Source organism: Chitinophagaceae bacterium (assembly GCA_016717285.1).
Lineage (GTDB): Bacteria > Bacteroidota > Bacteroidia > Chitinophagales > UBA10324 > JACCZZ01.
The window spans coordinates 283,057-305,487 of record JADKFU010000002.1; the positions used below are offsets into that span (position 1 = coordinate 283,057).

The following is a 22,431-nucleotide window of genomic DNA, read 5'->3' on the forward strand; positions in this document are numbered from 1 at the left end:
TATTTAACATTAAATCGTTGCAGTTAACGAGGAAGTCACCAAAACAGGCCGCCGGATGTATATAAAAAGAATAGGGTTCTATCCCACAGCAGGAACAATACTTGTTATATCATCCATGATTTCAGAATTACCGTGCAGGAGAGTTGCACGAAAGATTTTATAGCGATGTTTTGAAGTATTCAGTGTTGTTGTTATTCCTTGTAATCTCCGAAGTTGAGGGAGTCGGGTTTTGGAGTAAGTCGTTCTTCCAGCAATCTTTTTTCAACGGACAATGCTCTGTCGAGTATTCCTTTCTGAAAGCCTTCCAGTAAATCAGTTTCAGAATCATATTCAATAATATCCAATACCCAATTGTACTTTGGTTGTAAATCATAAAACAACGCGAACGGTTTTTCTCCTTTTTGTATGATGGGCACGAAAGGGATTTTATAATCAGGAACAGTGGCCTGCAATTCAAGCGGCGCACTCTTTGGATTCGTAATATCAACGATTACAAATCTTGACATGCCGGCAAGAATCTTAATCGTTTCCGTAAGATCTCTTTCTGTCACTTTTTCAAAATCAAACATGATGGGCACATAATCATGTTCACGAAGCTTTTCCCTGATGGCATCCAGTATTTTTTTTCTTTCGGCAGAAAATCTTCCAAGTATCAGCACCCCCTTTTTTGCGATGGTTCCGATTACATCCCTGATTTTTTTATTGTTCAATATGAGGTAAATGAATTGTGCGACCTCAATGTTGTCGACTGTTATCTGCGGTTCACCTGCGCGTGTTATCACGAGGTTCTTTTGCACGAGTCCTGCCGTTTCAATGTCCCATACGGAAATGCCATAAATGTTTGCATGCTCCATATTGGCACCGGTAAATTTTGTGCTCACACAGGTGGCGTGAAAAAGAGAAGCCTTATAAAGATTTGCTCTCGTGAGATTGCATTCTGTAAGCTTCGCTCCGTCGAGTTTTGCCGATTCAAGATTACAATCAGTTAGGTTCGCTTCCTTTAAGTTTGAACCGCTAAAATCAGCTTGTATTAAGATCGCGTGATCAAGATTTGCCCTGTAAAGTTTAGCCCTGTATAATTTTGCACCTGTGAAATCAGCGCCAATAAGTTTGGTTCCATTCATATCTGCCTCGATCAGGTTCGCTTTCTTTAGTATCGCATCAGTGAGATCAGCATTCCACAAACTGGCACCTTTAAGTTTTGCTTCCGTGAGATTTGATTTACAAAGTTTGGTTCTGAATAATTTCGCGTCACTCAGATCAGCACTTTTAAGATTGGCACCATTCAGATTGACTTTGCTCAGATCAGCTTCACGAAGGTCAATCGAAACCGGATTTTCATTTCTCCAATTGTTCCAGTATTCAACGCCTTTGTTTATTGCGGCTAAATGTTCTTTGTTGGCCATGGAATTTAAATGGTGTTATGCATGTCAGACCGGAACCCATGACCTGCTCATTCTGTAATTTTGGTTCTTAAATGTAAAATCCGGGGGGCGCCGGGGAAGGAAATCACCCCGGGGGGGGGAGGGGTTCTAAGAAGAGCAAGATCAATTAGCAAAAGCACTTCGTAAAAAAGTATTGATGGCTGAAGCGAACCGATTATCACAGAAGAGCAAGGCCAAAACGATTCCTATGTCAGATATTCTGAAGGAAGTTCGTATTGTAAGAGCAGCGCACCACCGTTTGGGTCAGCTATTTATCAATAACAGATCAATTATCATAGGGTGCTTCGGTTTTCTCATAGTTAGAAGAAGTATTGAACACCGACTAATGCACAAACGTAATTCAACATCCTCCTTATCTTTTACTTTCCGGTTACTTCTCCACAATCTGCAATCACCACCTTTTTGGAAGTGGCGCCACTCCTGCTTCCGAACGATTCTATTTTGGTAACTACCTCCATTCCTTCCATCACTTTTCCGAATACCGTGTGGTTACCATCCAGCCATGGCGTGGGAACGGTAGTTATAAAAAACTGTGAACCATTCGTGTTCGGTCCTGCATTGGCCATAGAAAGCAGACCGGCTTCAGTGTGCTTGAGAATAAAGTTTTCATCAGGGAATTTATTTCCGTAAATACTTTTGCCTCCTGTACCATTGCCATTGGTGAAATCACCTCCCTGGCACATGAAAGAAGTGATGATCCTGTGAAAACCGGATCCTTTATAGCCGAAACCTTTTTCTCCTGTGCACAATGCGCGAAAATTCTCAGCAGTCTTCGGAACTATATCTGCTCTTAATTCAAAAACGATTTTGCCAACATTTTCACCGTCAGCAGTTACTTCAAAAAATACCTTTGGATTTTCAGTGGTCATTATTTGTAAATTAGATTGAGTTAAAATTATTGCTGCGAAAATAAACGGATTTGAATCAATATTTCAATTTGTAAAACAGGGCGTAATAAAATTCGCGCATTAGCAATCGGTGAAACTTCGTTCAATGTGGGATGCATTCAAATAATCTTTTGTTCCACATGCCATCACTTGCATTGCTACTGATAACTTTGCAGACATTTTTGTTATTGTAAGTCTTGTGTCTGAATCAGCAGTTGGCTGAGACTCTTCACCAGAAAATGAAGGTTAATCATGGTTCTCGAACACCCATTCACGCCACTTTCAAATTCTGCACTTCGAATACCGCACCATTGTTTACTGCAGTTTCCGCTTTCCTGAACAAGTCAGCAGAAGTTTTTTGTACATTTCATCTTCTATCGTTTTGATTTGAAATCATCACTCATTCGGGCTTGATTGCTTTCAACGCGATGCTTGAATTACCTGATAGAATTCTGATCACATAGATCTGGGAAGACAATCTTGCTGTAGGAATGCGAACCACTTGCTGATCAATCAGTCTTCCCGGATGATAGCTGAATAAAAATCTTCCTTGCAAATCGAAAACTTGTATCTCCGGGGACACAAATTGTGACCAGTCAGCACGGATGTTCAGCATTGTAGGATCAAAATAGACAACAGCATTATGAGATTGATTGATACTTGCATAAATGCCACCATAGATATCTGAGTAGAGAATTCCTTTTTCAGTTCCGACCCACCACTGAAATGACCAGTAGCCTGTGTTTTCAGATGCATCGTATGCATTTTCAAAGCCAATACCTTGAACCTCCATGACGTCATTATAAGTACCATCAGGGTATACAGTGTACATTCCTGCACCCTTAGTGCCAACGAACACACCATTGGACCCTGCCCATCCACCAGACGCACTGCTGTAAATCGTTAGAATGGAATCTGATCCTAATCCGTTACCGGAGTTCAGATAAGTCCAGTTTGAACTTACAAAACTGGAATCACATAAACCATTTGCTCGGGTGCCAATGAATAAAGCATTGTATGTTCTTGCTATCGCAATAATGTCATTAGCGGAAATCCCAGAGTTTGTTGTATTAAGAATCCGCCATGTACTTCCATCATAAATTACTACACCACTATCAGTTCCGGCATAAAGTACTTGTGCATAGTACTGTAGACACTGAATTTTGTTAGATGGCAGTGGTGAATTTGAAGTTGTGTACATCGTCCAGGAAGTATCTTCATCAAAATATGCAAGTCCGGCGTTGGTGCCAATCCATACACCGCCGTTATAGTCGCCAAGCACAACTGAATTGATGGTGTCATTTGGCAATGGAGAATTATCGATCGAATAGCGGCGCCAGGTTGTATCGAAATCCCAGGAATATAATCCGGTATTTGTCCCGATCCACTGAGATGAAATAGGGGAAAAGTAGCTTGATTTTGAAAGGCAAGTAATCCTATCGGATTGCAGAATAGAATTGTTGTGATCAAATACTGCTTTCACAGCAAGATTATCGTTGTCAATTATCGCAAGTCCTTTAGTTGTTCCAGCAACAGTTTGAAAATCACTTCCGGGTTGGTACGATGAGATCGAGAGTACAGTATCTGAAGGAAGGGAGGAGTAGCTTAGGCTGAAAATTGTGGATTGTCCCTCGTGTAATCTCACTAACATTCCATTCGAATATCCGATCCAGACGTTATTCGACGGATCACAATAGACTGCTGTATGTTCACCGAAATTAACGGGAAAATAGTGAGGTATCCAATCTTGTCCTTGAAGGAAGTAGACAGCATTCCCATTCACCATAATCACATTACCGGATGTATCTGTTGTCATTGGAGAAACATAAGTCGAGAATTGTGACCACGGAAAATCAAACGTATCTAGTGAGCCGTGGTTAAACTTGATTATTGCACCGGCACTGTTGGGCCAAGATGGAATATATGCCGATCCTTGCTTGCTCACTGCCATTGTGTAGAATGCAGGTGAACTATTAAGTACCAATTCAAATGACTCTTCGTAATAACTAATCAGATTGCCACTGCCAATAGTTCCCATCCAAATGGAATCGGCCTCATCCATCCCGCCACAGTAAATGTTGCCAATCGGACTCGTATGAATACTCCAGTTCTGCCCATCAAACTCGGCAACTTGATTTGTAACCGCAGTGAAAACGTGGCCAGTGGAAGCGACCTGAAGTGGCATACCAGCCCAACCGATTGCATTTAGTAAGTCACACGGAAAATTTTGCCATATAACTCCATCAAACTTCAATAGTCCTTTCATTTGGTTTTGACAGCCCATGTAACTTACATAAATGCAATCAACATCATTGGAAGCTATAGAAACGAAATCGCCATAATCAAATGAAGGGAAGTCTGATTCACCAAAGATTTCATAGTCTCCTGTAGCAGTGTCCATCGCCATAACCTCATGGTTCTTTGCTACCCATATTTTTCCGTTCAATAAACAAATTGAACGGATGCTATTATTGTTCTCATAACAGTCAAAGTTTTGGTTCTGAAACCATGTCCAATCATTTTGCGCTTTTGAAGAAAAGCCAATCACAATTAAGACCGCGAAGATTAAACTTTGCTTTATCAACTGTGGGAATGATGCTGTATGATGTATCATGTAGCAAGATATTCAGTGTGGTAATAAAGTTACTAAATCCTGTACTATGCCTTAGCTGTTTGTTGAACTATGGAATAATTTAAGTTTTGACCGAAGTCGTTTTCTAAATTTGAGCTCAATGAAATTATACTGCTGCATTTTTTTCCTTATTGCAATAATGATAGGCTCGCTGGATAGCTGCAAGCAAAATGCAACACCTGCTGTTGAACCTGTTTCATATTACAACAGTTCAAAGCCATTTGTGAGATGGTGGTGGTTCGCTACCGAGATTAAAAAACCGGATATCAGGCATCAGCTCGACTGGGTGAAAGAAATGAATTTTGGCGGCGTGGAAATTTGCTGGCTGTATCCGTTGTATCGCTATCAGAAAATGTATGCGGAGAAATACAACCGCCATTATCCCATTGATACGTCTGCACAGAAATGGCTCAGTCCCGAATGGTCGGAGATGGTGGCTTATGCAAAATCGTATGCTGATTCCATTGGGATCTCCTGCGATTTTACTTTCGGCAGTGCATGGATCATTGCTGCAACTTACACAGACCAAGCTCACCGTACACAGATCTATGGTGATACCGCTTTCAGACAAGCTTTAACTTATGCATGGACGTATCCTGATACACAATGGGTAGTTAATCATCTCGACAGCAATGCCTTTAAGCTTTATGCCGAACCCTTTGTGCCTGCTCTGAAGAATGCACTGAGAGGATCGAAGTCCGCGTTGTTCACCGATTCATGGGAGATCAAGCTGAATGCTACCAATAAAATCTGGACGCAGGGTTTTGAAAAAACATTTCGTGAAAAATTTGGCTACGACATTATTCCTTACATGAAATCCGGTCTCGATTCTTTTCCTGATGTTCGGTACGATTACATGTTGCATCTGGATGATTATGTTACAAGCGGTTATTACAAACCCTTTGTAGAAAAATGCAAACAGTTGGGCGCATGGTCTAAAGTGCAGTGCCTCGGCGCACCAGCCGATGTGATGACGCTCTATTCGCTCGTCGACATACCTGAAACGGAAGCGATGCTGAATAACCCGCGCTATGGAAGGATCGTGAGTTCTGCAGCCTGTCTCGCTTCAAAAAAATTAGTATCCAGCGAAACCTTCACCTGCATGTATGGATTTCCTGCAACGTATCTGCGACAGGAACAAACTGCTGATCTTAAAATGGTGGCCGATGCATTATTCGCCCAGGGAATCAATCATCATGTTTATCATGGCATGCCGTATAATCCTAAGGGTTCTGATTCGATTGATTTTTTTGCCACTACTTATTTTGGACCGAACGGAAGCCTGACACCGGAATTACCTGCCTTCAATTCCTATATCGAAAAAGTCTCCGGCTTAATGCAACAAGGAAAAGCATACTCGGATGTCGCTGTGTATATTCCTTATGAAGACGGTGTGATGAAAGGTGCCTATCCTCCGGAACGGCAACGTGTTTGGGTTTGGGGTGAATATGAATTGAGATACGTGTATCCTCCGGAAGAAACAGAAGGCTATCATCCAATTTGGATCAACCGGCATTTTTTGGAAGAAGCAAAATTTCAAGACGGTAAATTGATAGTTGGCGATGCAGCATTCTCTGTTCTTTACATTGATGTTGACTACATGGATATCCGTGCTCTGAAAAAAGTTTTAGCATTTGCAAAAGAAGGATTGCCGGTCTGTATGAAGCGACAACCCAAACAACCGGGCTTCATGAAGTCGCCGGAGTATACGAAGATGCTGGAAGAATTATCTTCCCTGAGTAATGTTTCCGAAAAATTTGAAAATGTTGTTCAGCATCCTCCGCTCATACAGGGAGATAGTATTCCCGAATATTGGTGCAGGGTTACTAAAGATGGCACGTACTACTTGTTCCTTGCACAACCATTTGCGAAAGACCTGAAGTATCCTGTTTATTCAGGTCAATCGTTGATGGAGCATTCCGACTTTCGTGATCTCACGATCAACGTAAATGGAAAAATCATTCATCATAAATTTGAGTTCAAACCATATCAATCGCTTCTACTGAAAATCGCACCGAATGGTAAAATTGAATTGGTTGATATCACGTTTGTGCCGAAAGACCCGGTAGTTCGTCCGAGAGAGGAGCAGAAAATGTATTTTTAATTTAGAATGGAGAATTTAGAATCATAAGTGTTCGAAACCTTCCTAACATTTTTTTGTCACTTTTTTTTAGAAAAAAAGTAACCAAAAAAATCGCGATTCCCGAACGGCTCCGCCCGGGAATCGCAGCCTCACGCCCGGCATTGATTCTGCAGTTTTGCTAATTCATACGTGACTGGCCTTTAGTTGTGGACTGAGTCACACCGACCGCGGGCAGAATTTTTTTCCAGGGTTTGCTCAACAAAATTAATCTCACAGTGGTGCAGATGTGTAATCACAGATGTTCGAAACCTTGAGCTGTTAAATTTATGGTGAAGATCAATGTTCTAAATGGACGAGCGTGAAAAAAAAATTGTCACAGTGAGCGGAGTCGAACTGCGACAATTTTTTTTATGAGAGGTTTAACGAAATTCCTGAATTCGACTGACATTTATTTAACCACTACACCCATCGTAAACCGGATAGATTTATTTACAAGAAAAGCCTATGTTGTAATTGTGTCTGATTTACTTCGTTCGGCAGATTGCAGGTGCAAGAAACTGCTTAGTGAATTTCTTAAGTGCCTTTTTCATTATCTTTGAATTATGAAAACAGAAGTAATCAGCAGCGATCCTGAAATTCTTGGCGGAACACCTGTATTCAAAAGCACGCGCGTTCCCATTCAAATATTATTCGATCACCTCGACAGCGGTTTATCAATCGAAGACTTCCTGAAAAGTTTCCCCACAGTTACACGCGAGCAGGTGCATCAATTGCTCGACATTGCTGAAACAGTTCTTTCTTCAGTACACATCTCAGAATGGTATGAAAGTACTGCTCGATGAGAATCTTCCGGAAGAATTGAAAGCCGACCTTCATCAGCACGAAGTATATTCCATCCGTGAGATGAATTGGAAAGGAAAAAAGAATGGAGAACTGCTGCAGCTACTCGAACAAAATGGATTTGGGGTGTTTCTTACCTCTGATAAAAACCTTCGTCATCAACAAAACCTGAAAAAATATTCCATTGTTGTTATGTTGCTTGATGTAAAGCAAAATACTTATCCTGCAATAAAGATTTTAGTTCCAAACATTTTGAGGGAACTGAAAAAGAAATTAGCAGGAGGGTTGATCATCATTCCATAATTCATCTACCTAATATCGATGCGCATTTTAATTCTATTCTTTTTTCTTATCCTCAACGTATATGTCCTTACTGCTCACGATTACAACATTCTCGATTTTGGTGCAGTGCCCGATGGAAAAACACTAAACACATCCGCAATTCAATCTGCCATTGATGCGGCATCAAAAAATGCAAGTGGACGGGTAATAATCCCCGAAGGAATTTTTTTAACCGGCAGCATCATTTTGAAATCAGGTGTTGAATTGCATTTACTGAATAAAGCTGTGTTGCTTGGAAGTACCAACCCTGATCATTATCGTAAACTAAACCGGTGGATAGCGCTGATATTGGCAGACAGTCAAAGCAATATCGCCATTACAGGCAAAGGACAAATCGATGGACAGGGACGCCGTTTGGCACTGAATATTGACAGTCTGTTTTATGCCGGCAAGCTCGACAGTGCGAGTTATAATTTCGAAGAAGGTAGACCATCGTATTTGGTGCGGCCTCAACTCATCGAGTTTGAAAGATGTAAAAATATCAAAGTCAGCAATGTGACGCTGCTGAATGCAGCCTGTTGGGTACAGACTTATGATCAATGCTCCAATATTATTCTTGACAGCGTTACAGTAAACAGCGATGCCTACTGGAACAATGATGGCATTGACATACAGGATTGCCGCAACGTGCGTATCACGAATTGTAATGTGAATGCTTCCGATGACGGCATTTGCCTGAAGTCACACTCAGCGGATTATTCTTGTGACAGTATTTATATCGCCAACTGCACAGTGCGCTCAAGTGCCAGCGCCATTAAATTCGGCACAAGGTCGCATGGCGGATTTAAAGATATAACGATTGAACACATCAGGATCTATGACACCTTCAGGTCTGCAATAGCCATTGAGTGTGTTGACGGAGGAACACTGGAAAATGTATTGATACAAAATATTGATGCAGTGAATACCGGGAATGCAATCTTTATCCGGCTCGGCGACAGAAACCCGACAACCAACGCCGGGACTTTGAAAAATGTTACGCTGAAGAACATAAAGGTGGAGATAGCATTCGGTCGTCCGGATGATGCTTATGAAATTCGCGGACCCGCTTTGCCATTCTTTCACAATACAATACCTTCATCCATTACAGGAATTCCAGGTCATCGTGTAGAAAATGTAAAATTGGAGAACATTGAAATCAGTTTTCCGGGAAGAGGCAACAATGGTTTAGCCAACATGCCCCTTTCACGATTGGATGCTGTGCCGGAGAAGATAGATGGCTATCCGGAGTTTTCTATGTTTGGCGAATTACCTGCCTGGGGTTTTTACGTGCGGCACATGGATGGTTTGACGATGAAGAATATTAAGCTCAGCATTGCCGCACCGGATTATCGGCCGGCAATGGTATTTGATGATGTTCGTAATTTGAATATTGAGTCAGTGATCATAAACGGAGATAATAAACCCATGCATTTTATTTTGCATAAAACAGAAGATGTGAAAATTGATAATGAACAAGCTGTGCAGAGATTGTAGATGCGTACAATGAATATGAATCGGCTTTTAATATTGCTTTTGTCGCTTTGGTGTGCAAACTGCAGCCGGATGAAACAACATACCACCGGCGACGAAGTCAGTTGTGTCTGTGACACTTCAACAAATATTAATGCTTCAGTTCCACTTACCGACGCCATCTATAGCACCGTAAAAGGAGCTTTACTCGGTACCAGGTTTAGCTCTTTCGATGAATTGAAATCAGTCATTCAAATTAAATATGTAAATGATAACGATGACACCGACAGTACGATTCATGGAAATTCAAAGGTCTATATAAAGCACTGTAGTGATGGAATGGAGGTGATCAGTGTATTGGAGTCCGGGATAAGTCAGGGTGATATCGCTGAGGCAAAAGATGGCGATTTCTTCGATCGCCTTGGTATTATTTTCCATTCACCTTATGCTGTGAGTAACAGAAAAGATCTCGAGAGCGTTTTTCTGCTGGCACGTGTGAGACCTAATTTATTCGGAGAAGGTGATGTAGCTTTTTTTAACCTCGCTCAAACGATGGTTCGGAATATTAATACTACGGACATCGCTTTCAAAAATCCGAAAGACTCCACTGAAAAAGGTTATCTCAACACCTTTAATCACATGACGGCGCAGGCATTTATCACGTCGTGCTTTTCCGAAGAGCTGGCTGATTTTGTCGGTGACACACATGAGCGATACCATCATCCGGAATTGATACTCGGAAAATTTTCAGCCAAAGAAATCAATGATTTGGCGGAAGGGCCGGTTGACAATTATGTAGACATCATCAATAATGAGTGGGGACAGGAAGTTGGTAAGCAGCTTGCGAAGAAATATTCAATCAACAGGAAAACATACTGGACACCTGAATTAATGGCGGACTATCTGAATGATCTGCAGGATTATTATAGCTGGGCGTTTCAGATTGGCTTTAAACCTTTCAGGCCTGAAGATGAGCAGGTGATTAAATTTTCAAGGAAGATTAATGCGGTGATAAATAGCAAGTAGTTCAAAAATTATTAGAGGCGACTCACCAATTCTTTTTTCTGTCATATCAGGAAACCTGTTTCGCCCAACCATGACTTGCGGCCGAAGGTATACGACAATTCTTTCTACAACAAATGGTGGCTTCGCGGCAAAAGTGTTCAAAACCTTGAGCAACCAAATTTATATCGATAAATTACCAGTAGTGATGAGAGGAAAAAAATTGTCATCGTGAGGGGAGTCGAATGATGACAATTTTTTTGAGCAGTTCCAAAAAATATCATGCTTCGACTCCGCTGCTAATGACACATAGTTTAATCATTTGATTTTCTGGATGTGAAAAAAGAGGGAGTTTGAAAGAAATCGATTTGCAAAATAGTTTGTACTTGTGATGAGGCGACCATTGGACGATGGTTGATTCTTGATGAAGGGTTGATAGAGCGTTTCTCGCTACGGGGCTGTCATGCCGAATTTATTTCGGCATCCCATCCAATTTGAACTTCGTATCCAAAGGCCTGGATTGTTTTTTTGAGTTGCAGTTTTTAGATTCATAGTGACATCGTTTCTACTTATTGGAGATCCCGAAATAAATTCGGGATGACGCTTTGATTGGACATGCGTTGATTGGACGATGCATTGCTAATGACATTTGGTTTGATCAATTAATTTTGAAGATGTGTTAAAAGTGTCATTCTCAAAGAACTCGATATAAAATAGTTTGCGCTCAGCATGACATTTTTTCTTCGCTCGTCACGGTAAAATATTGATCGTTACTGTAAATTTTATAGCTCAATAATGAACTCAGCTACCAGAAGAAAGTGTCGATGTGACTATCAAAGGAATGAACAATGATACGACTCATTCGGGATGGATTGATATACATAATTTTGAGATAGCTTATATTCATTTTTGAAAATGCATTCCTCATTTTTCAATTTTGCTCAGGTGGTAAACCTTGTGTTTCCACTGGTCTAATGAATCGGTTACAACAGTATAATTGTCCTGAATTTCTTTTGATCCGGTTAATCGCCACTCATCGATTTTGTCCATCCAATTTGAATCGACCAATGCTTTATTCAATTCCGTTCCGAGTAAAGTAGCATCATTCAAATCGGTCATTCTTAAATCAGTCCTTGTCAGATTAGCGTTGTTCAAATTTATTTTTCTCATGCCTGCCCCCAGGAAATTCACTCCTGCTAAGTTAGCTTCACTTAAGATGGCGCCTTCCAAATCGGCATATTGAACAAAGGCATTCAGCACATCAGCTTTTACCAGTTGGGCACTCGACAATTGCGCGCCATTCAAATCTGCGTAATTCAAATGGGTTCCATTTAATGCCGCCCACCGCAGGTCCGATCTTTTCAAATCCGCTCCGCTTAGATTAGCCTTATCCAAATTTGCACCCCACAAATTTGCACTCCACAGATTTGCATTATTCAGATTTGCTTCACCCAGATCTGCATCTTTCAAATCAGCATGCTTCAAATTTGCACCACTCAGGTCAGCATGCTTCAAACTTGCTCCTCTTAAATCTGCCGAGGCAAAGGATGTCATCTGCTTAATGCGGGCAAAAGAACCTGAATCCATTTTCATCAACAGCAAGGCCATCATTAGTTGACCTCTTTCAGGGCTCAGTTCTTTCGCTGACAGGCTGTCACCCTGGAAATATTTATAGGGCTTGAAAGAAAAACTGAGCGCTGCAATTCTTGCAATGACAACGTCACTCAGTGTTCGAGAATTTTTTAATTCTTCCTCCACATTATTCAGGATGTTACTCATCAAAAAAACCATGTTGCCTTTTCGTATGGATTCAATCAGCGCCGACTGCTCCCGGATCTTTCTATCCTGGTTTTGCATTTGCGTTTTAAAATAATTGCTCTGCTTGTAAATCAAAAAACTGCTGAGTACCCCTCCTGCAACAATAATGGTGGCAATCAAAATCCGGATGATGCGATACGTACGGCTTACAGTTTTTGAAGCATTATAGGACGGAGTTTTATTAATCAATCGAAGAAGTGCTGAATTATTATTCCAGGCCATTAACAGCAGGAGTATCAGTAAAACGACTACCACGCAAGCGATGAAACCTAAAATAAAAGAATGATTCATTTCTATATACGGCAGCCGAAGAAAGCCGATGAACCATCCAACTACAACGCCGAGGATGATGCCGATGAGAAGTTTTATAATCGCTTTCATGCCGTCAAATTAGTAATTCGAAACCTGCCGGAGGTGATGATTTTTCGCATCCTTTAAGCAGAGCTTTAAGAAGACTGTTGTCCTGAACTTGTAGCATTGGTTTTTTTTAGTCTGCATCTTCTTTCTAACTCATTATTTTTTAATTTATGGTCAGCTTGAGAACACAACTAGCGGCAAATCCGCTAATGACTATTTACTCACGACTCACAACTATTGTTAGTTTTCTCGCTCCCTGAATTCCGGTAAACATTATATACCAGAATTCTGTGATGTTTTACATCTTCCTGGATGCGACATTTGACCTGCTTAGGTTCAAGATACGCCATGCTTATGAAAACAGGAACTGTTTTGTTTTGCTTCATGTGTTTGCTTTATACCTTTTGTACTTCAGCTCAAGGTCCCACCACACGACCGAATATCATCCTTATCATTGCTGATGACCTGCGCTATGATGCATTCAATGTTACAGGTGGTCCGGATTTTCTGAATACACCATCTATTAATAAGATTGCCAATGAAGGTGCACGATTCGATAACTATTTTTGTGTGTACCCGCTTTGTATTCCGGCTAGAGCAGCAATGATGACCGGTTTATATCCACATAGCAATGGTGCCGTGGATAATTGCACATTTATTCAACCGGGCATCAAGACGCTGGCACAGGTACTTGACAGCGCGGGATATCATACAGGGATGATTGGTAAATACCACATTAATACCAAGAAGCAGCTTGGATGGGACTATTGGTTTGTTACTTCACGACATATTGACTATGTGGATCCGACCTTCTATTTCAATGACACCAAACAGTTTAAGAGTGGTCATGTAGAAACTATTATCTACGACACCGTTCAGAAGTACTTGAGCGAGGTCGATACTCCTTTCTTTGTTACAATAGGACATCCATCTCCACATCGTCCGGTAGTGCCCTTGCCGCAATATGAAGGAATCTTTGCTGGAATTGATATGCCCGTACCAGAAAATTTCTTTCCATTCAGTGCATGGTATCCATCATATTTGTATTCGGACTCCAGTAGTATTTATGATAGCGAAATGCAGGTTGAGAAAGACCTTCAGAATTATTTTTCCGGAATCCTGGCGGTGGAGGATAATGTTACAAATGTCTTCAGTATCCTGGAAGAAAGAAACCTGTTGAATAACACGATGATCATCTTTACCTCTGACAATGGTGCCATCTACGGTGAACATATGCTGATAGGTAAAGGCAAGGCATTTGATCCTTCCATTCATTTACCCTTGTTCATCCGTTATCCGGCTTGGTACCAGCCTAATACGGTCGTTGATAATTTCTTTACCCTGAATATTGATATCATGCCTACCATTCTGGAAGCCGCCAAGATCGACCCGGATCAATACCCCACGCAGGGCATTTCATTTCAAAAACAAATAGCAGGAGAGGTACAACGTAATGCTTTCCTGTTTGAGAATATTAAGCTAGCGGTTGGAACCTGCGAAGATATCGAAGATAGTTTCCGGCCTTCGATTCGTGGTGTTATTACCAATGATTTTAAGTATGTGAAGAATCAGTGTGATCACCTCACCGAAGAATTGTATGATCTGAATACCGATCCGTTAGAAACCACAAACCTGGTGATGAAACCTGACTACCAGAATGCATTGAATTATTTGCGTGCGAAGCTCACCGAATTAAAGCAGCAGTACTTTGATACATTACAAAATGATAATAAAATTGAGGAGTGCTCCCTTGTGAAATGCAACCCTAATACTATTGATTACTTCACGGCAGATGATATTATACCAATGCAGGTGATCGCTGATCCGGAAAAGGAATCTTTGAATATTTCCGTTGATATTAATAGTCAAACAACTGTAACCATAATCAACCTGATGGGCCAGGTTGTATACGACCATACCTTTGAAACTTCAACGCAGTATGAAAACATAAACCTGGCGCATTTTCCTTCCGGCATGTACCTGATGGTCCTATTTCAGGGAAGTAACCGGATAGTAAAATCATTTTGGAAGAATTAGCGAATCAGGGTTCTTCCTCCATTGATGCTGTGCTGCAAATTTTTTCTATTGCTTTCTCAACCTGTGGTGGGTGTTTTTCACCAACCAGCATTAACTGAATCAGTGTTCGGTAGAAACACCGATGAAAATTGTTAAAAGAATCCTCACCTGTCTCAAACAAGTCTTCGTGATCATCCATAGAATCTTCGCCGGATGAAAGCATTGCCCACCAGTTTCATTTTTCATCACCACTCTTAACACAAATTTATTTTGCCAATTGAAAAGGAAATTGAAATTTTGGTCAAAGTTCACCTAACGAAAATCAAAATCATGAAATCAAATCCCGTAGTACACTTTGAAATGCCTTATGATGACAGCGAGCGTCTCCAGAAATTTTATTCACAGGCCTTCGGTTGGAACATGCAAACCACTGGACCTGAAATGGGAGATTATATTACAGCAGGCACGGCCGAAACCGATGAAAACAGGATGGTAAAAACTCCTGGCACTATCAACGGAGGTTTCTTCAAAAAAAGTGATGCGCCCGGGTCAGGTACTTCGGTAGTTATAGCTGTGGATGACATCAATGCGGCGATGAAAAATATTACAGATGCAGGCGGAAAGATTGTAGGCGAACCCATGGAGATTCCGGGCATCGGTCATTGGGTAGTGTTCACGGACTCTGAGGGAAACCGTGTCAGCATCCTGCAAGCGATGCCTATGTGACCGCGAAGTTTTGTAGTGCATCTCTATTGATCTCAGCGACTGGTTGATAACGACATCAATCAGTCGCATCATTCCGGCTTATATTTAATCACTTTAAAAACAAAGAATGAAACCGTGACGAAAAAAATTGCGATCAGGTTATGAAGCACTAACGAGGAACTTCATTTTCAACACGAGTTTTAGCAAGTATTACTTCATCGAAGAATCAGCATGAACACTATTGTATTCTTCGTCGGTTACAGGAGCTAACCACTTAACTCCACCGTCTTTTGAATTATTGGTGATAGCAAGATGCGTTAAGCTGCTTTTGTTAGTTGCTCCATGCCAGTGTTCAACATTAGATGGAATAACTACAACATCACCTTTCACAAGTGACCTTGCTGGTTTCCCTCGTTCCTGATAATATCCGTTACCCTCAATGATCAATAAAATTTGACCTGCCGGATGCGTATGCCAGTTGTTTCTGCTGCCTGCTTCAAAGACCACGTTACCGATGGTGTAACTTCCTGTTTCATCTTTCGGAACTAAAATATTCAACCAGGTAGTGCCGGTAAAATAGGCTGTTGGAGCGTGTTCACCTTTTGGGAATATTGCATTTTCATTTTCTGAATTGTTCATTGCCGTCTTATTTATTGTAAGATACTTTAACCAGCATTTGCTTTTTTTAAAGATGCCATATCAATCACAAAACGATATTTGACATCGCCTTTCAGCAAACGTTCATATGCTGTATTGATTTCCCGGATGTTGATCATCTCTATGTCTGATACGATATTGTGCTTGCCACAGAAGTCGAGCATCTCCTGCGTTTCAGCAATGCCGCCAATAGTTGATCCTGCGAAGTTTCTGCGGTAGGGGATAAGACTGAATGCAGCTACCGAAAGAGGATTTTCCGGCGCCCCCACCAATGCCAGGGTTCCATCTACTCTTAAGAGTTTGAGATACATATCTATGTTGTGCTCAGCGGAAACTGCATCGAGCACAAAATGAAGCTTGCGTGTGTATCGCTTCATTTGTGCTTTATCTTTTGAAAGCACTACTTCATCAGCCCCCAGCCGTTTTGCATCTTCAACTTTTGAAGGTGAAGTAGTGAATACTATAACATGTGCACCCATCGCTTTAGCAAGCTTAACACCCATGTGACCCAGGCCACCAATACCAACAACACCTACTATTTTGCCGGGGCCAATGTTCCAATGTTTCAGTGGAGAATAAGTAGTGATGCCTGCACACAGCAATGGAGCTGTGGCGGCGAGATCAAGATTTTCCGGTATCCGTAACACAAAATTTTCATCCACCACAATGCTTTCGGAATACCCGCCATAGGTTTGCGTATTCAAATATTTATCAGGTGAATTGTAGGTTCCTGTATTACCGTTTTCACAATATTGTTCCAATCCATCTTTGCAATACTCACATTCACGGCAGCTATCAACGAGACAACCCACTGCAACAGCATCTCCCACTTTAAATTTCTTAACATCTTCGCCAACCTTTACAATTCTGCCCACTATTTCATGACCGGGAACACATGGATAGATCGTGCCATGCCATTCATTTCGTGCGGTATGAAGATCGGAATGACAAACACCACAAAACAAGATGTCGATCTCCACATCGTGTGCGGTAGGTTTTCTGCGATTAATTCTTAATGGTTGTAGAAGAGCGTCTGCCGCCTCCGTTCCAAATGCTTTGATGTTCCTGGCTTCCATAACATTCTGCTTTTTTTGTTTAAGTTTTATCCACGCTTTAATCGAGGCTGTCAAATTAAATATTTACAAAAAACGAAAGAGCAATGGCAGCGTTAAACTTTGTTAGTAGCGTTTTCACCTGCCAGCGCTATATTAATCTATTGTCGGCGAAAACACAGACAACAGCAAAAATTGATTTAGAAGTGCAGCGATTCTTTGGTACAGCATCTGTGAGGTTCGCGGTAGACGCTCCTCTCGTTTGAATTCATTTCTCATAATTCATTTAGTGTATCCATCATAATCTGGAAAACTAATATGACAATAAAGCCTGCATGTGGTTGTGTCAAGCAAATATGTCCAGTATGTTCTATTATTTGTATCACTTCTTATTACCAGATTTTTGTTGTCTGGAAGATGTCTGTAAGCGCTGTCAAGATAATTCATACACGCAAGTTTCTGAGGAAATGTATCATGAATTAGCTTAAAGTTATTGTCCTTATAAAACTTCGAGCAATTTTTTTTGTCGAGGTCGAGAATTGTTATTCTGATAAAATCAGAGTCAACACCAGTGATAAATTTATAACCTTCCGGAAAATTGATATTGGTTACAAATTCGGAGTGAACTTTTTCAAAAGTTGAATCAGTTAATGTTTTAATGCCACTGTTACTGTTCCGGGAATTGCAATTGCAGAAAAACAGAAACGATATGCATATTAGAAGTAATCCTTTCATTTTTTCAAAGTTAATTTCTTGCAACCACTTTCAAATTAGTCAGGCAGAAAGTCTGAAACTATTTTATGAAAATGAGTATCAATTAAATGGCGTACTACCCTAACCTCGTCTTCTTTACAATCCGCATTTGCGCATAAATCCCCGCTGTCCATCCGATCATAGGCGGCGTTTTATATTCCTCTTTCACATTTACATTTCCTTCCACAGCATTATATTTCTCCCACAAAGTGCCTGTTGATTTAAACGCAGCATACACAGTGTTCACATATTTCGAACGAATGCGTTTTGCATCTTCTTTAAAGTTGTAGTTGGAGAGTGCTTCGGAAAGGATCAATGAATGAGGCGGCCAGGTATTCGGATAATCCCACTGGTAGATGAAATCATGGATGGCTGCTTCACAAGGCACCACACCGTGTGCGAATTCATATTGTTTTAAATGTTCTTTCACTTGCTTAGCCTGAGCAGTTGAAGCGCATCCAACCCATAACGGTTGAAAAGTTGCAAACGAAGTCATTTCCGAAGGCCGTTCATTTTTCATATCGTAATCAAGATATAATCCACGCTCTTCATTCCATAAGAGATCATCCATCAGTTGCTTTCTTTTCGCCGCTCTGTCCATCCATAATTTGCTTTCCCCATTTTCCAGTATTGTAGCAAAACCGGACATCGTTACTTCGTACAAATAAAGATTACTGTTCAGATCAACAGGAATAAAATCAGAACAACGGCCGTCGAACCTCGGCGTAAAATCATAACCTGCTTCAGCCTCCGCCAGGCGATGACCTGCAATAGAAATTTTTTCTTCAGCATCTGTTGCATTCAATGGTAACCGGACTTTTTTCAGGTGCTCATAAAAATCAGCCAGGTACGCAGGTGTAGCATCATGGTGATGACGTGATAATCCGTAAGTCGTGCTTCTTTTTGTTATCCAGAAATCATATTCTTTGCTGATAAGCGGGTAGGCAGTTTTCAGCCATTCCTTATTTCCGGTAGCATCATAAATGTCTTTCACCATCATGCACAGATAGGGAGGCTGTGAGCGGTTGGTCATATCGATACGATTGCTGTTGGGCACGAATCCAAGCCGATCGACAAGGAAAAGCACATTGTTCACATTGTTTTCTGCTTGTGTAATATCACCAAGTGCAATCAACCCTCGATTCAGGAAGTAAGTATCGTAGTAAAACAAATTTTGAAAATGAACACTGATGCACGGCACATTGAAGGCATGCGGAAGTGGAATGCTTTTCCCCAATGAATCCACCTCAGAGGATGGCCGCAATGTTTTCCCGATCGAATCCCTGATGTAATCCAAAACGGGATCCTGTGGAAGAATGGCATCACCAAAAACAGGAATACTAAAAGGAAAAAACAGCGAGCCTGCGGCAGTTGCAAAGCCCAGGAATTTTCTTCGGTTGAGCACCTGTTTGGTCATTGTTGTTTTGTGGAGTTTTGGCAAATTTAGGATGTTATTATTTGCATGAACTAACGGTGATCCAATGAATGATGACCGTGTTAATTTTCCTGGAAGCTTTTCGTGAAGACTCCATAGTATGGATGCTCATTGATACCGGCTCCATCTTACCTTCCTGGGAAGTTACATGACAAAGGAAACCCGGATGCTGAAACCCCAGCTATGGCATAGATTAAATACAGGATCAACCTGAGGTTAGCATGTCTTTGGTGTGAAGTACAGTCTCTATAAGGTCACCATAAGGTCAGTGAAAGGCCTCTGTGAGGTCTTCTCAACCACTCACCATGACCTCCTGCTCCTTGTTTTAGTGCAATTGATTTTTGTTTTTTTACTCGAGTTTATTTCTTGGTGGGTTTCGGTTCTTCTTCTTTTTTCTTGTCTTTCCCGAGAATCACCGGCATCACTTTCAGATCCCCATCATTTGAATGTGTGGCGCGCAACACTAAACTTCCTCCTTTTTTTGCCGCCGAATCAGTGAGTGCAAGGCGTTCTGTTGCATCCATTTTTTTCAGGTTGATGAGTGGAACGGTGATGAGCATGTCTGTAGTTGTTTTATTGAAATCATAAATGCCCGTGATGAACAGCGTGAGTACAGAAGAAAAGATGTTGAGTGTATCAATATCAAATACAGTTCCTTCGAGTCTTGAACGGTTATCAATGTCAGCAAAATCAATGTTGTTGAAATCACGGTTCTTAAAAATATAATTGCTGACTTTGTCAAGCCCATCTACATTTTTCAGTTGACCGTTCTTCACCCTTGTTCTTACTGAGCCTTTCATGGACGAGCCGATGACCTGGTAATTTTGATCAATAGTTGCCGCAAACGAAGCATTCGTAGAGAGGGTTCCTGAAATGTTTTGATCTGTAATGGTGGATTGATTGAAATTGTTGAAGGAATACAGGAGATCGCTCATGCTCACATCTTTGATAGTTGTTTTCGCGTTGAGGGCATGTTGACTGCCTGAGAGATTGTCGATGGACAGGTTAAGCAGGAAATTACCTCCGCTGGTGTTCATCGCCGCTTCATTTACCTGCAGGCTGTTATTGGCGAGCACCAGGTTTGCTTTGATCGCTGTTCCGGAAAAACGATTCACAATCACTTTCTTCGCCGATACATTCATGTTCAATTCAACACTTGTGGAGATCCAGTTCACCAGGTCGGGAATGTCGGCCTTCTTCGATTCGGTGGCAACCTCTTTCTGCTCCTTGCGCGCTGAAGGAGGTTGTTGGAATGCATTAAAGTCTATGGTATCGGCAGTCAGGTCGAGGGTAGCGTAAGCTTTCACTCCCGGTATCAAAAGAAATGCGATAAAATATTTCGTGGATCCTGTCATCGTCATCTTATTTCCATTCATCCGCATGCTGAGGGATTCAATCCAAAGGTCCGGTTTTTTGAAGTTAATATTGCCGTCTACGTCTCTGAATTCATACCCGCTTGTTATGCTGTTGAAATCAGTATTCCTGAATACCGCAGAGCCATAGAGATCGCCTATCGTAACCTTATTCACCGAGTCAATAAAATTGGTAAGGGGCCCGTTAAATGTATATCGGACATCAAACGCACCATCAAGAAACTTCAGGTTGGGTGTAGTCACTTCCCCCTGTTTTGCTTTATCATAACTGAGATGTGCCTGCATCCCCATCACCGGCTCCTTGAGATCAGTGACCGTAACTGACGCCTTGATTGGTAATCCGAAATAGGTGCCGTTGAAAGCAGGAATCCTGACCCTTGAATTATGGTCATCATTGATTTGTGTGCTGTCCATGTGAGAGGTGAACCAACCCAACAAGTAGAGGTTGTCGAATGATCGTATCCCGGCATTGAGTTTATTCCCCGTAGACTTGAAATAGACATCGACTGCGGGCTTGCTTCCGGGTGTGATAAATCCATCAACCACTACATAAGCAATCACAGGCTTTTCCAACTGGAATGGTTTAAGCTTCTCCTGGATGGCCGGTGTTAAAGCACCAAATGCTACTGCAGGGATTATGCTGCTTGCACTAAAGGTCATGTGCATGGTCTTCTCCTTAAAATTCATATTGATGTTGATGAGCAAAATTTCATTCTTAAGATTCAGCAACCCATCTTTTACCGATAACAAAGCATTGTCCGGATCAAACCCGACATAAGTATTCAGTTTGATATCCTGGTCAGTGAGATAACCGCCCTTTAAAGGATTGAATACGAGTCCATCGAAATGAATGGAAGCATCCAGTTGGTATGACATAGGAGCATTCCCGGCCACTGTTTTAAATTCTGCTTTTTTGAATGTGAGTCCGAACTTCTTTCCTTTAAGTGAATCGGTCATATGAAAGGAAACGTTTTCCAGGATGATGGTTGTGATTCCCGGAATATTCACCTCTTTCTTCTCCTGTGTTGCGGGTGGAGCTTGACGGGCTTTCGGTATATTCATTTGTCCGCTGGAATCTTTTACCATATAGATGGAAGCATCGGAAATCCTGATCGAATTGAATTGGATGGCTCCTGTAAAAAGGCGCAACAGGTTTACGCCGATGGAAATTTTTCCTGCGGTGAACACCGTATCTCCTCTTATTGCTGAAGCTGAATCAGTAACAAAAATATGCCCGATGCAAATGGTAAAATGGGGAAAGCGCTCAAAGACGGTATAGTCCATATCCTGCATCACCAAATGGCCACTCATTTTATCATCAAAAGTGTTGGTGATCAGGGCATGTATTTCTTTTTTATGAGTGACCAATAAAATATATCCTGTCACCAGGAAAGCGATGATCAGCACTAGAGCAGCAATTGAAATTCTTTTGATCCATTTGAGGAGGTTGGGACTCATTGGGAGCGGTATTTGAAACTATAATAATACGAATTCCCTATTACTTTTTTGAAGAATTGGATTAAAGGTTTGCTAAGAAAAATGCATTGCGATTATTGACCTTTCAGGTTTCTCAACATGCCTA

General features: G+C 41.3%; 17 protein-coding genes. 8 read left to right on the top strand and 9 right to left on the bottom strand.

Annotation, left to right across the window (positions count from 1 at the left end; all coding sequences use genetic code 11):
- Positions 1-191: 191 nt before the first annotated feature.
- From IPO83_04390 to IPO83_04400, 3 genes are all read right to left on the bottom strand, one after another.
- Positions 192-1,406 (bottom strand): pentapeptide repeat-containing protein, encoded by a 1,215-nt coding sequence (locus IPO83_04390; GenBank protein ID MBK9730519.1) that lies wholly within the window; start codon positions 1,404-1,406, stop codon positions 192-194.
- A 398-nt stretch (positions 1,407-1,804) separates the two neighbouring features.
- A complete protein-coding gene (locus IPO83_04395) occupies positions 1,805-2,314 on the bottom strand; it encodes a peptidylprolyl isomerase (protein ID MBK9730520.1) in 510 nt (169 codons plus the stop codon).
- A 418-nt stretch (positions 2,315-2,732) separates the two neighbouring features.
- Positions 2,733-4,778 (bottom strand): hypothetical protein, encoded by a 2,046-nt coding sequence (locus IPO83_04400; GenBank protein ID MBK9730521.1) that lies wholly within the window; start codon positions 4,776-4,778, stop codon positions 2,733-2,735.
- Between the two features lie 286 nt (positions 4,779-5,064).
- Between IPO83_04400 and IPO83_04405 the strand changes: the two genes are divergently transcribed.
- The 5 genes from IPO83_04405 to IPO83_04425 all read left to right on the top strand — a co-directional run bounded on the left by IPO83_04405 (position 5,065) and on the right by IPO83_04425 (position 10,707).
- Positions 5,065-7,068: a hypothetical protein gene (locus tag IPO83_04405; GenBank protein ID MBK9730522.1), complete on the top strand. Its 2,004-nt coding sequence runs from the start codon at positions 5,065-5,067 to the stop codon at positions 7,066-7,068.
- Positions 7,069-7,649: 581 nt separating this feature from the next.
- The gene (locus tag IPO83_04410; GenBank protein MBK9730523.1) at positions 7,650-7,889 is read left to right on the top strand and encodes a DUF433 domain-containing protein; all 240 of its coding nucleotides are present in this window, start codon (positions 7,650-7,652) and stop codon (positions 7,887-7,889) included.
- Positions 7,870-8,190 (top strand): DUF5615 family PIN-like protein, encoded by a 321-nt coding sequence (locus tag IPO83_04415; protein MBK9730524.1) that lies wholly within the window; start codon positions 7,870-7,872, stop codon positions 8,188-8,190. Before IPO83_04410 ends, IPO83_04415 begins: the two co-directional genes overlap by 20 nt.
- Positions 8,191-8,208: 18 nt before the next feature.
- Complete coding sequence (locus tag IPO83_04420; protein MBK9730525.1) at positions 8,209-9,705, top strand: glycoside hydrolase family 28 protein; 1,497 nt, start codon at positions 8,209-8,211, stop codon at positions 9,703-9,705.
- Positions 9,706-9,774: 69 nt separating this feature from the next.
- Positions 9,775-10,707 carry a hypothetical protein gene (locus IPO83_04425; GenBank protein ID MBK9730526.1) on the top strand — a complete coding sequence of 311 codons (933 nt, stop codon included), beginning with the start codon at positions 9,775-9,777 and terminating at the stop codon, positions 10,705-10,707.
- 900 nt (positions 10,708-11,607) lie between these two features.
- Here the strand turns inward: IPO83_04425 and IPO83_04430 are convergent.
- A complete protein-coding gene (locus IPO83_04430; GenBank protein MBK9730527.1) occupies positions 11,608-12,882 on the bottom strand; it encodes a pentapeptide repeat-containing protein in 1,275 nt (424 codons plus the stop codon).
- A 330-nt stretch (positions 12,883-13,212) separates the two neighbouring features.
- Between IPO83_04430 and IPO83_04435 the strand changes: the two genes are divergently transcribed.
- A complete protein-coding gene (locus tag IPO83_04435) occupies positions 13,213-14,895 on the top strand; it encodes a sulfatase-like hydrolase/transferase (GenBank protein ID MBK9730528.1) in 1,683 nt (560 codons plus the stop codon).
- 4 nt (positions 14,896-14,899) lie between these two features.
- On the opposite strand, the gene IPO83_04440 is transcribed toward IPO83_04435, so the two are convergent.
- Positions 14,900-15,097, bottom strand: coding sequence for a hypothetical protein (locus tag IPO83_04440; protein MBK9730529.1), 198 nt, complete (start codon positions 15,095-15,097; stop codon positions 14,900-14,902).
- A gap of 107 nt (positions 15,098-15,204) precedes the next feature.
- On the opposite strand from IPO83_04440, the gene IPO83_04445 reads away from it, so the two are divergent.
- Together IPO83_04445 and IPO83_04450 are read left to right on the top strand one after the other, a co-directional pair.
- Positions 15,205-15,600 carry a VOC family protein gene (locus tag IPO83_04445; GenBank protein MBK9730530.1) on the top strand — a complete coding sequence of 132 codons (396 nt, stop codon included), beginning with the start codon at positions 15,205-15,207 and terminating at the stop codon, positions 15,598-15,600.
- A gap of 39 nt (positions 15,601-15,639) precedes the next feature.
- Positions 15,640-15,744: a T9SS type A sorting domain-containing protein gene (locus IPO83_04450; GenBank protein ID MBK9730531.1), complete on the top strand. Its 105-nt coding sequence runs from the start codon at positions 15,640-15,642 to the stop codon at positions 15,742-15,744.
- Between the two features lie 45 nt (positions 15,745-15,789).
- Here IPO83_04450 and IPO83_04455 read toward each other — a convergent pair whose 3' ends face one another.
- From IPO83_04455 to IPO83_04470, 4 genes are all read right to left on the bottom strand, one after another.
- Positions 15,790-16,218: a cupin domain-containing protein gene (locus IPO83_04455; GenBank protein ID MBK9730532.1), complete on the bottom strand. Its 429-nt coding sequence runs from the start codon at positions 16,216-16,218 to the stop codon at positions 15,790-15,792.
- Between the two features lie 26 nt (positions 16,219-16,244).
- Positions 16,245-17,312, bottom strand: a complete 1,068-nt coding sequence (locus tag IPO83_04460; GenBank protein ID MBK9730533.1) for an NAD(P)-dependent alcohol dehydrogenase — start codon at positions 17,310-17,312, stop codon at positions 16,245-16,247.
- Positions 17,313-18,117: 805 nt separating this feature from the next.
- Positions 18,118-19,458 (bottom strand): alpha,alpha-trehalase, encoded by a 1,341-nt coding sequence (locus IPO83_04465; protein ID MBK9730534.1) that lies wholly within the window; start codon positions 19,456-19,458, stop codon positions 18,118-18,120.
- A 377-nt stretch (positions 19,459-19,835) separates the two neighbouring features.
- Positions 19,836-22,307 carry a hypothetical protein gene (locus IPO83_04470; protein MBK9730535.1) on the bottom strand — a complete coding sequence of 824 codons (2,472 nt, stop codon included), beginning with the start codon at positions 22,305-22,307 and terminating at the stop codon, positions 19,836-19,838.
- Positions 22,308-22,431 lie beyond the last annotated feature (124 nt).

Excerpts from the sequence above, each read along its gene's own strand:
- IPO83_04460 (MBK9730533.1), bottom strand. The coding sequence starts at position 17,312 with ATGGAAGCCAGGAACATCAAAGCATTTGGAACGGAGGCGGCAGACGCT.
- IPO83_04455 (MBK9730532.1), bottom strand. The coding sequence starts at position 16,218 with ATGAACAATTCAGAAAATGAAAATGCAATATTCCCAAAAGGTGAACAC.
- IPO83_04395 (MBK9730520.1), bottom strand. The coding sequence starts at position 2,314 with ATGACCACTGAAAATCCAAAGGTATTTTTTGAAGTAACTGCTGACGGT.
- IPO83_04425 (MBK9730526.1), top strand. The coding sequence starts at position 9,775 with ATGAAACAACATACCACCGGCGACGAAGTCAGTTGTGTCTGTGACACT.
- IPO83_04430 (MBK9730527.1), bottom strand. The coding sequence starts at position 12,882 with ATGAAAGCGATTATAAAACTTCTCATCGGCATCATCCTCGGCGTTGTA.
- IPO83_04435 (MBK9730528.1), top strand. The coding sequence starts at position 13,213 with ATGAAAACAGGAACTGTTTTGTTTTGCTTCATGTGTTTGCTTTATACC.
- IPO83_04415 (MBK9730524.1), top strand. The coding sequence starts at position 7,870 with ATGAAAGTACTGCTCGATGAGAATCTTCCGGAAGAATTGAAAGCCGAC.
- IPO83_04390 (MBK9730519.1), bottom strand. The coding sequence starts at position 1,406 with ATGGCCAACAAAGAACATTTAGCCGCAATAAACAAAGGCGTTGAATAC.
- IPO83_04420 (MBK9730525.1), top strand. The coding sequence starts at position 8,209 with ATGCGCATTTTAATTCTATTCTTTTTTCTTATCCTCAACGTATATGTC.
- IPO83_04470 (MBK9730535.1), bottom strand. The coding sequence starts at position 22,307 with ATGAGTCCCAACCTCCTCAAATGGATCAAAAGAATTTCAATTGCTGCT.
- IPO83_04405 (MBK9730522.1), top strand. The coding sequence starts at position 5,065 with ATGAAATTATACTGCTGCATTTTTTTCCTTATTGCAATAATGATAGGC.
- IPO83_04445 (MBK9730530.1), top strand. The coding sequence starts at position 15,205 with ATGAAATCAAATCCCGTAGTACACTTTGAAATGCCTTATGATGACAGC.
- IPO83_04465 (MBK9730534.1), bottom strand. The coding sequence starts at position 19,458 with ATGACCAAACAGGTGCTCAACCGAAGAAAATTCCTGGGCTTTGCAACT.
- IPO83_04410 (MBK9730523.1), top strand. The coding sequence starts at position 7,650 with ATGAAAACAGAAGTAATCAGCAGCGATCCTGAAATTCTTGGCGGAACA.
- IPO83_04440 (MBK9730529.1), bottom strand. The coding sequence starts at position 15,097 with ATGCTTTCATCCGGCGAAGATTCTATGGATGATCACGAAGACTTGTTT.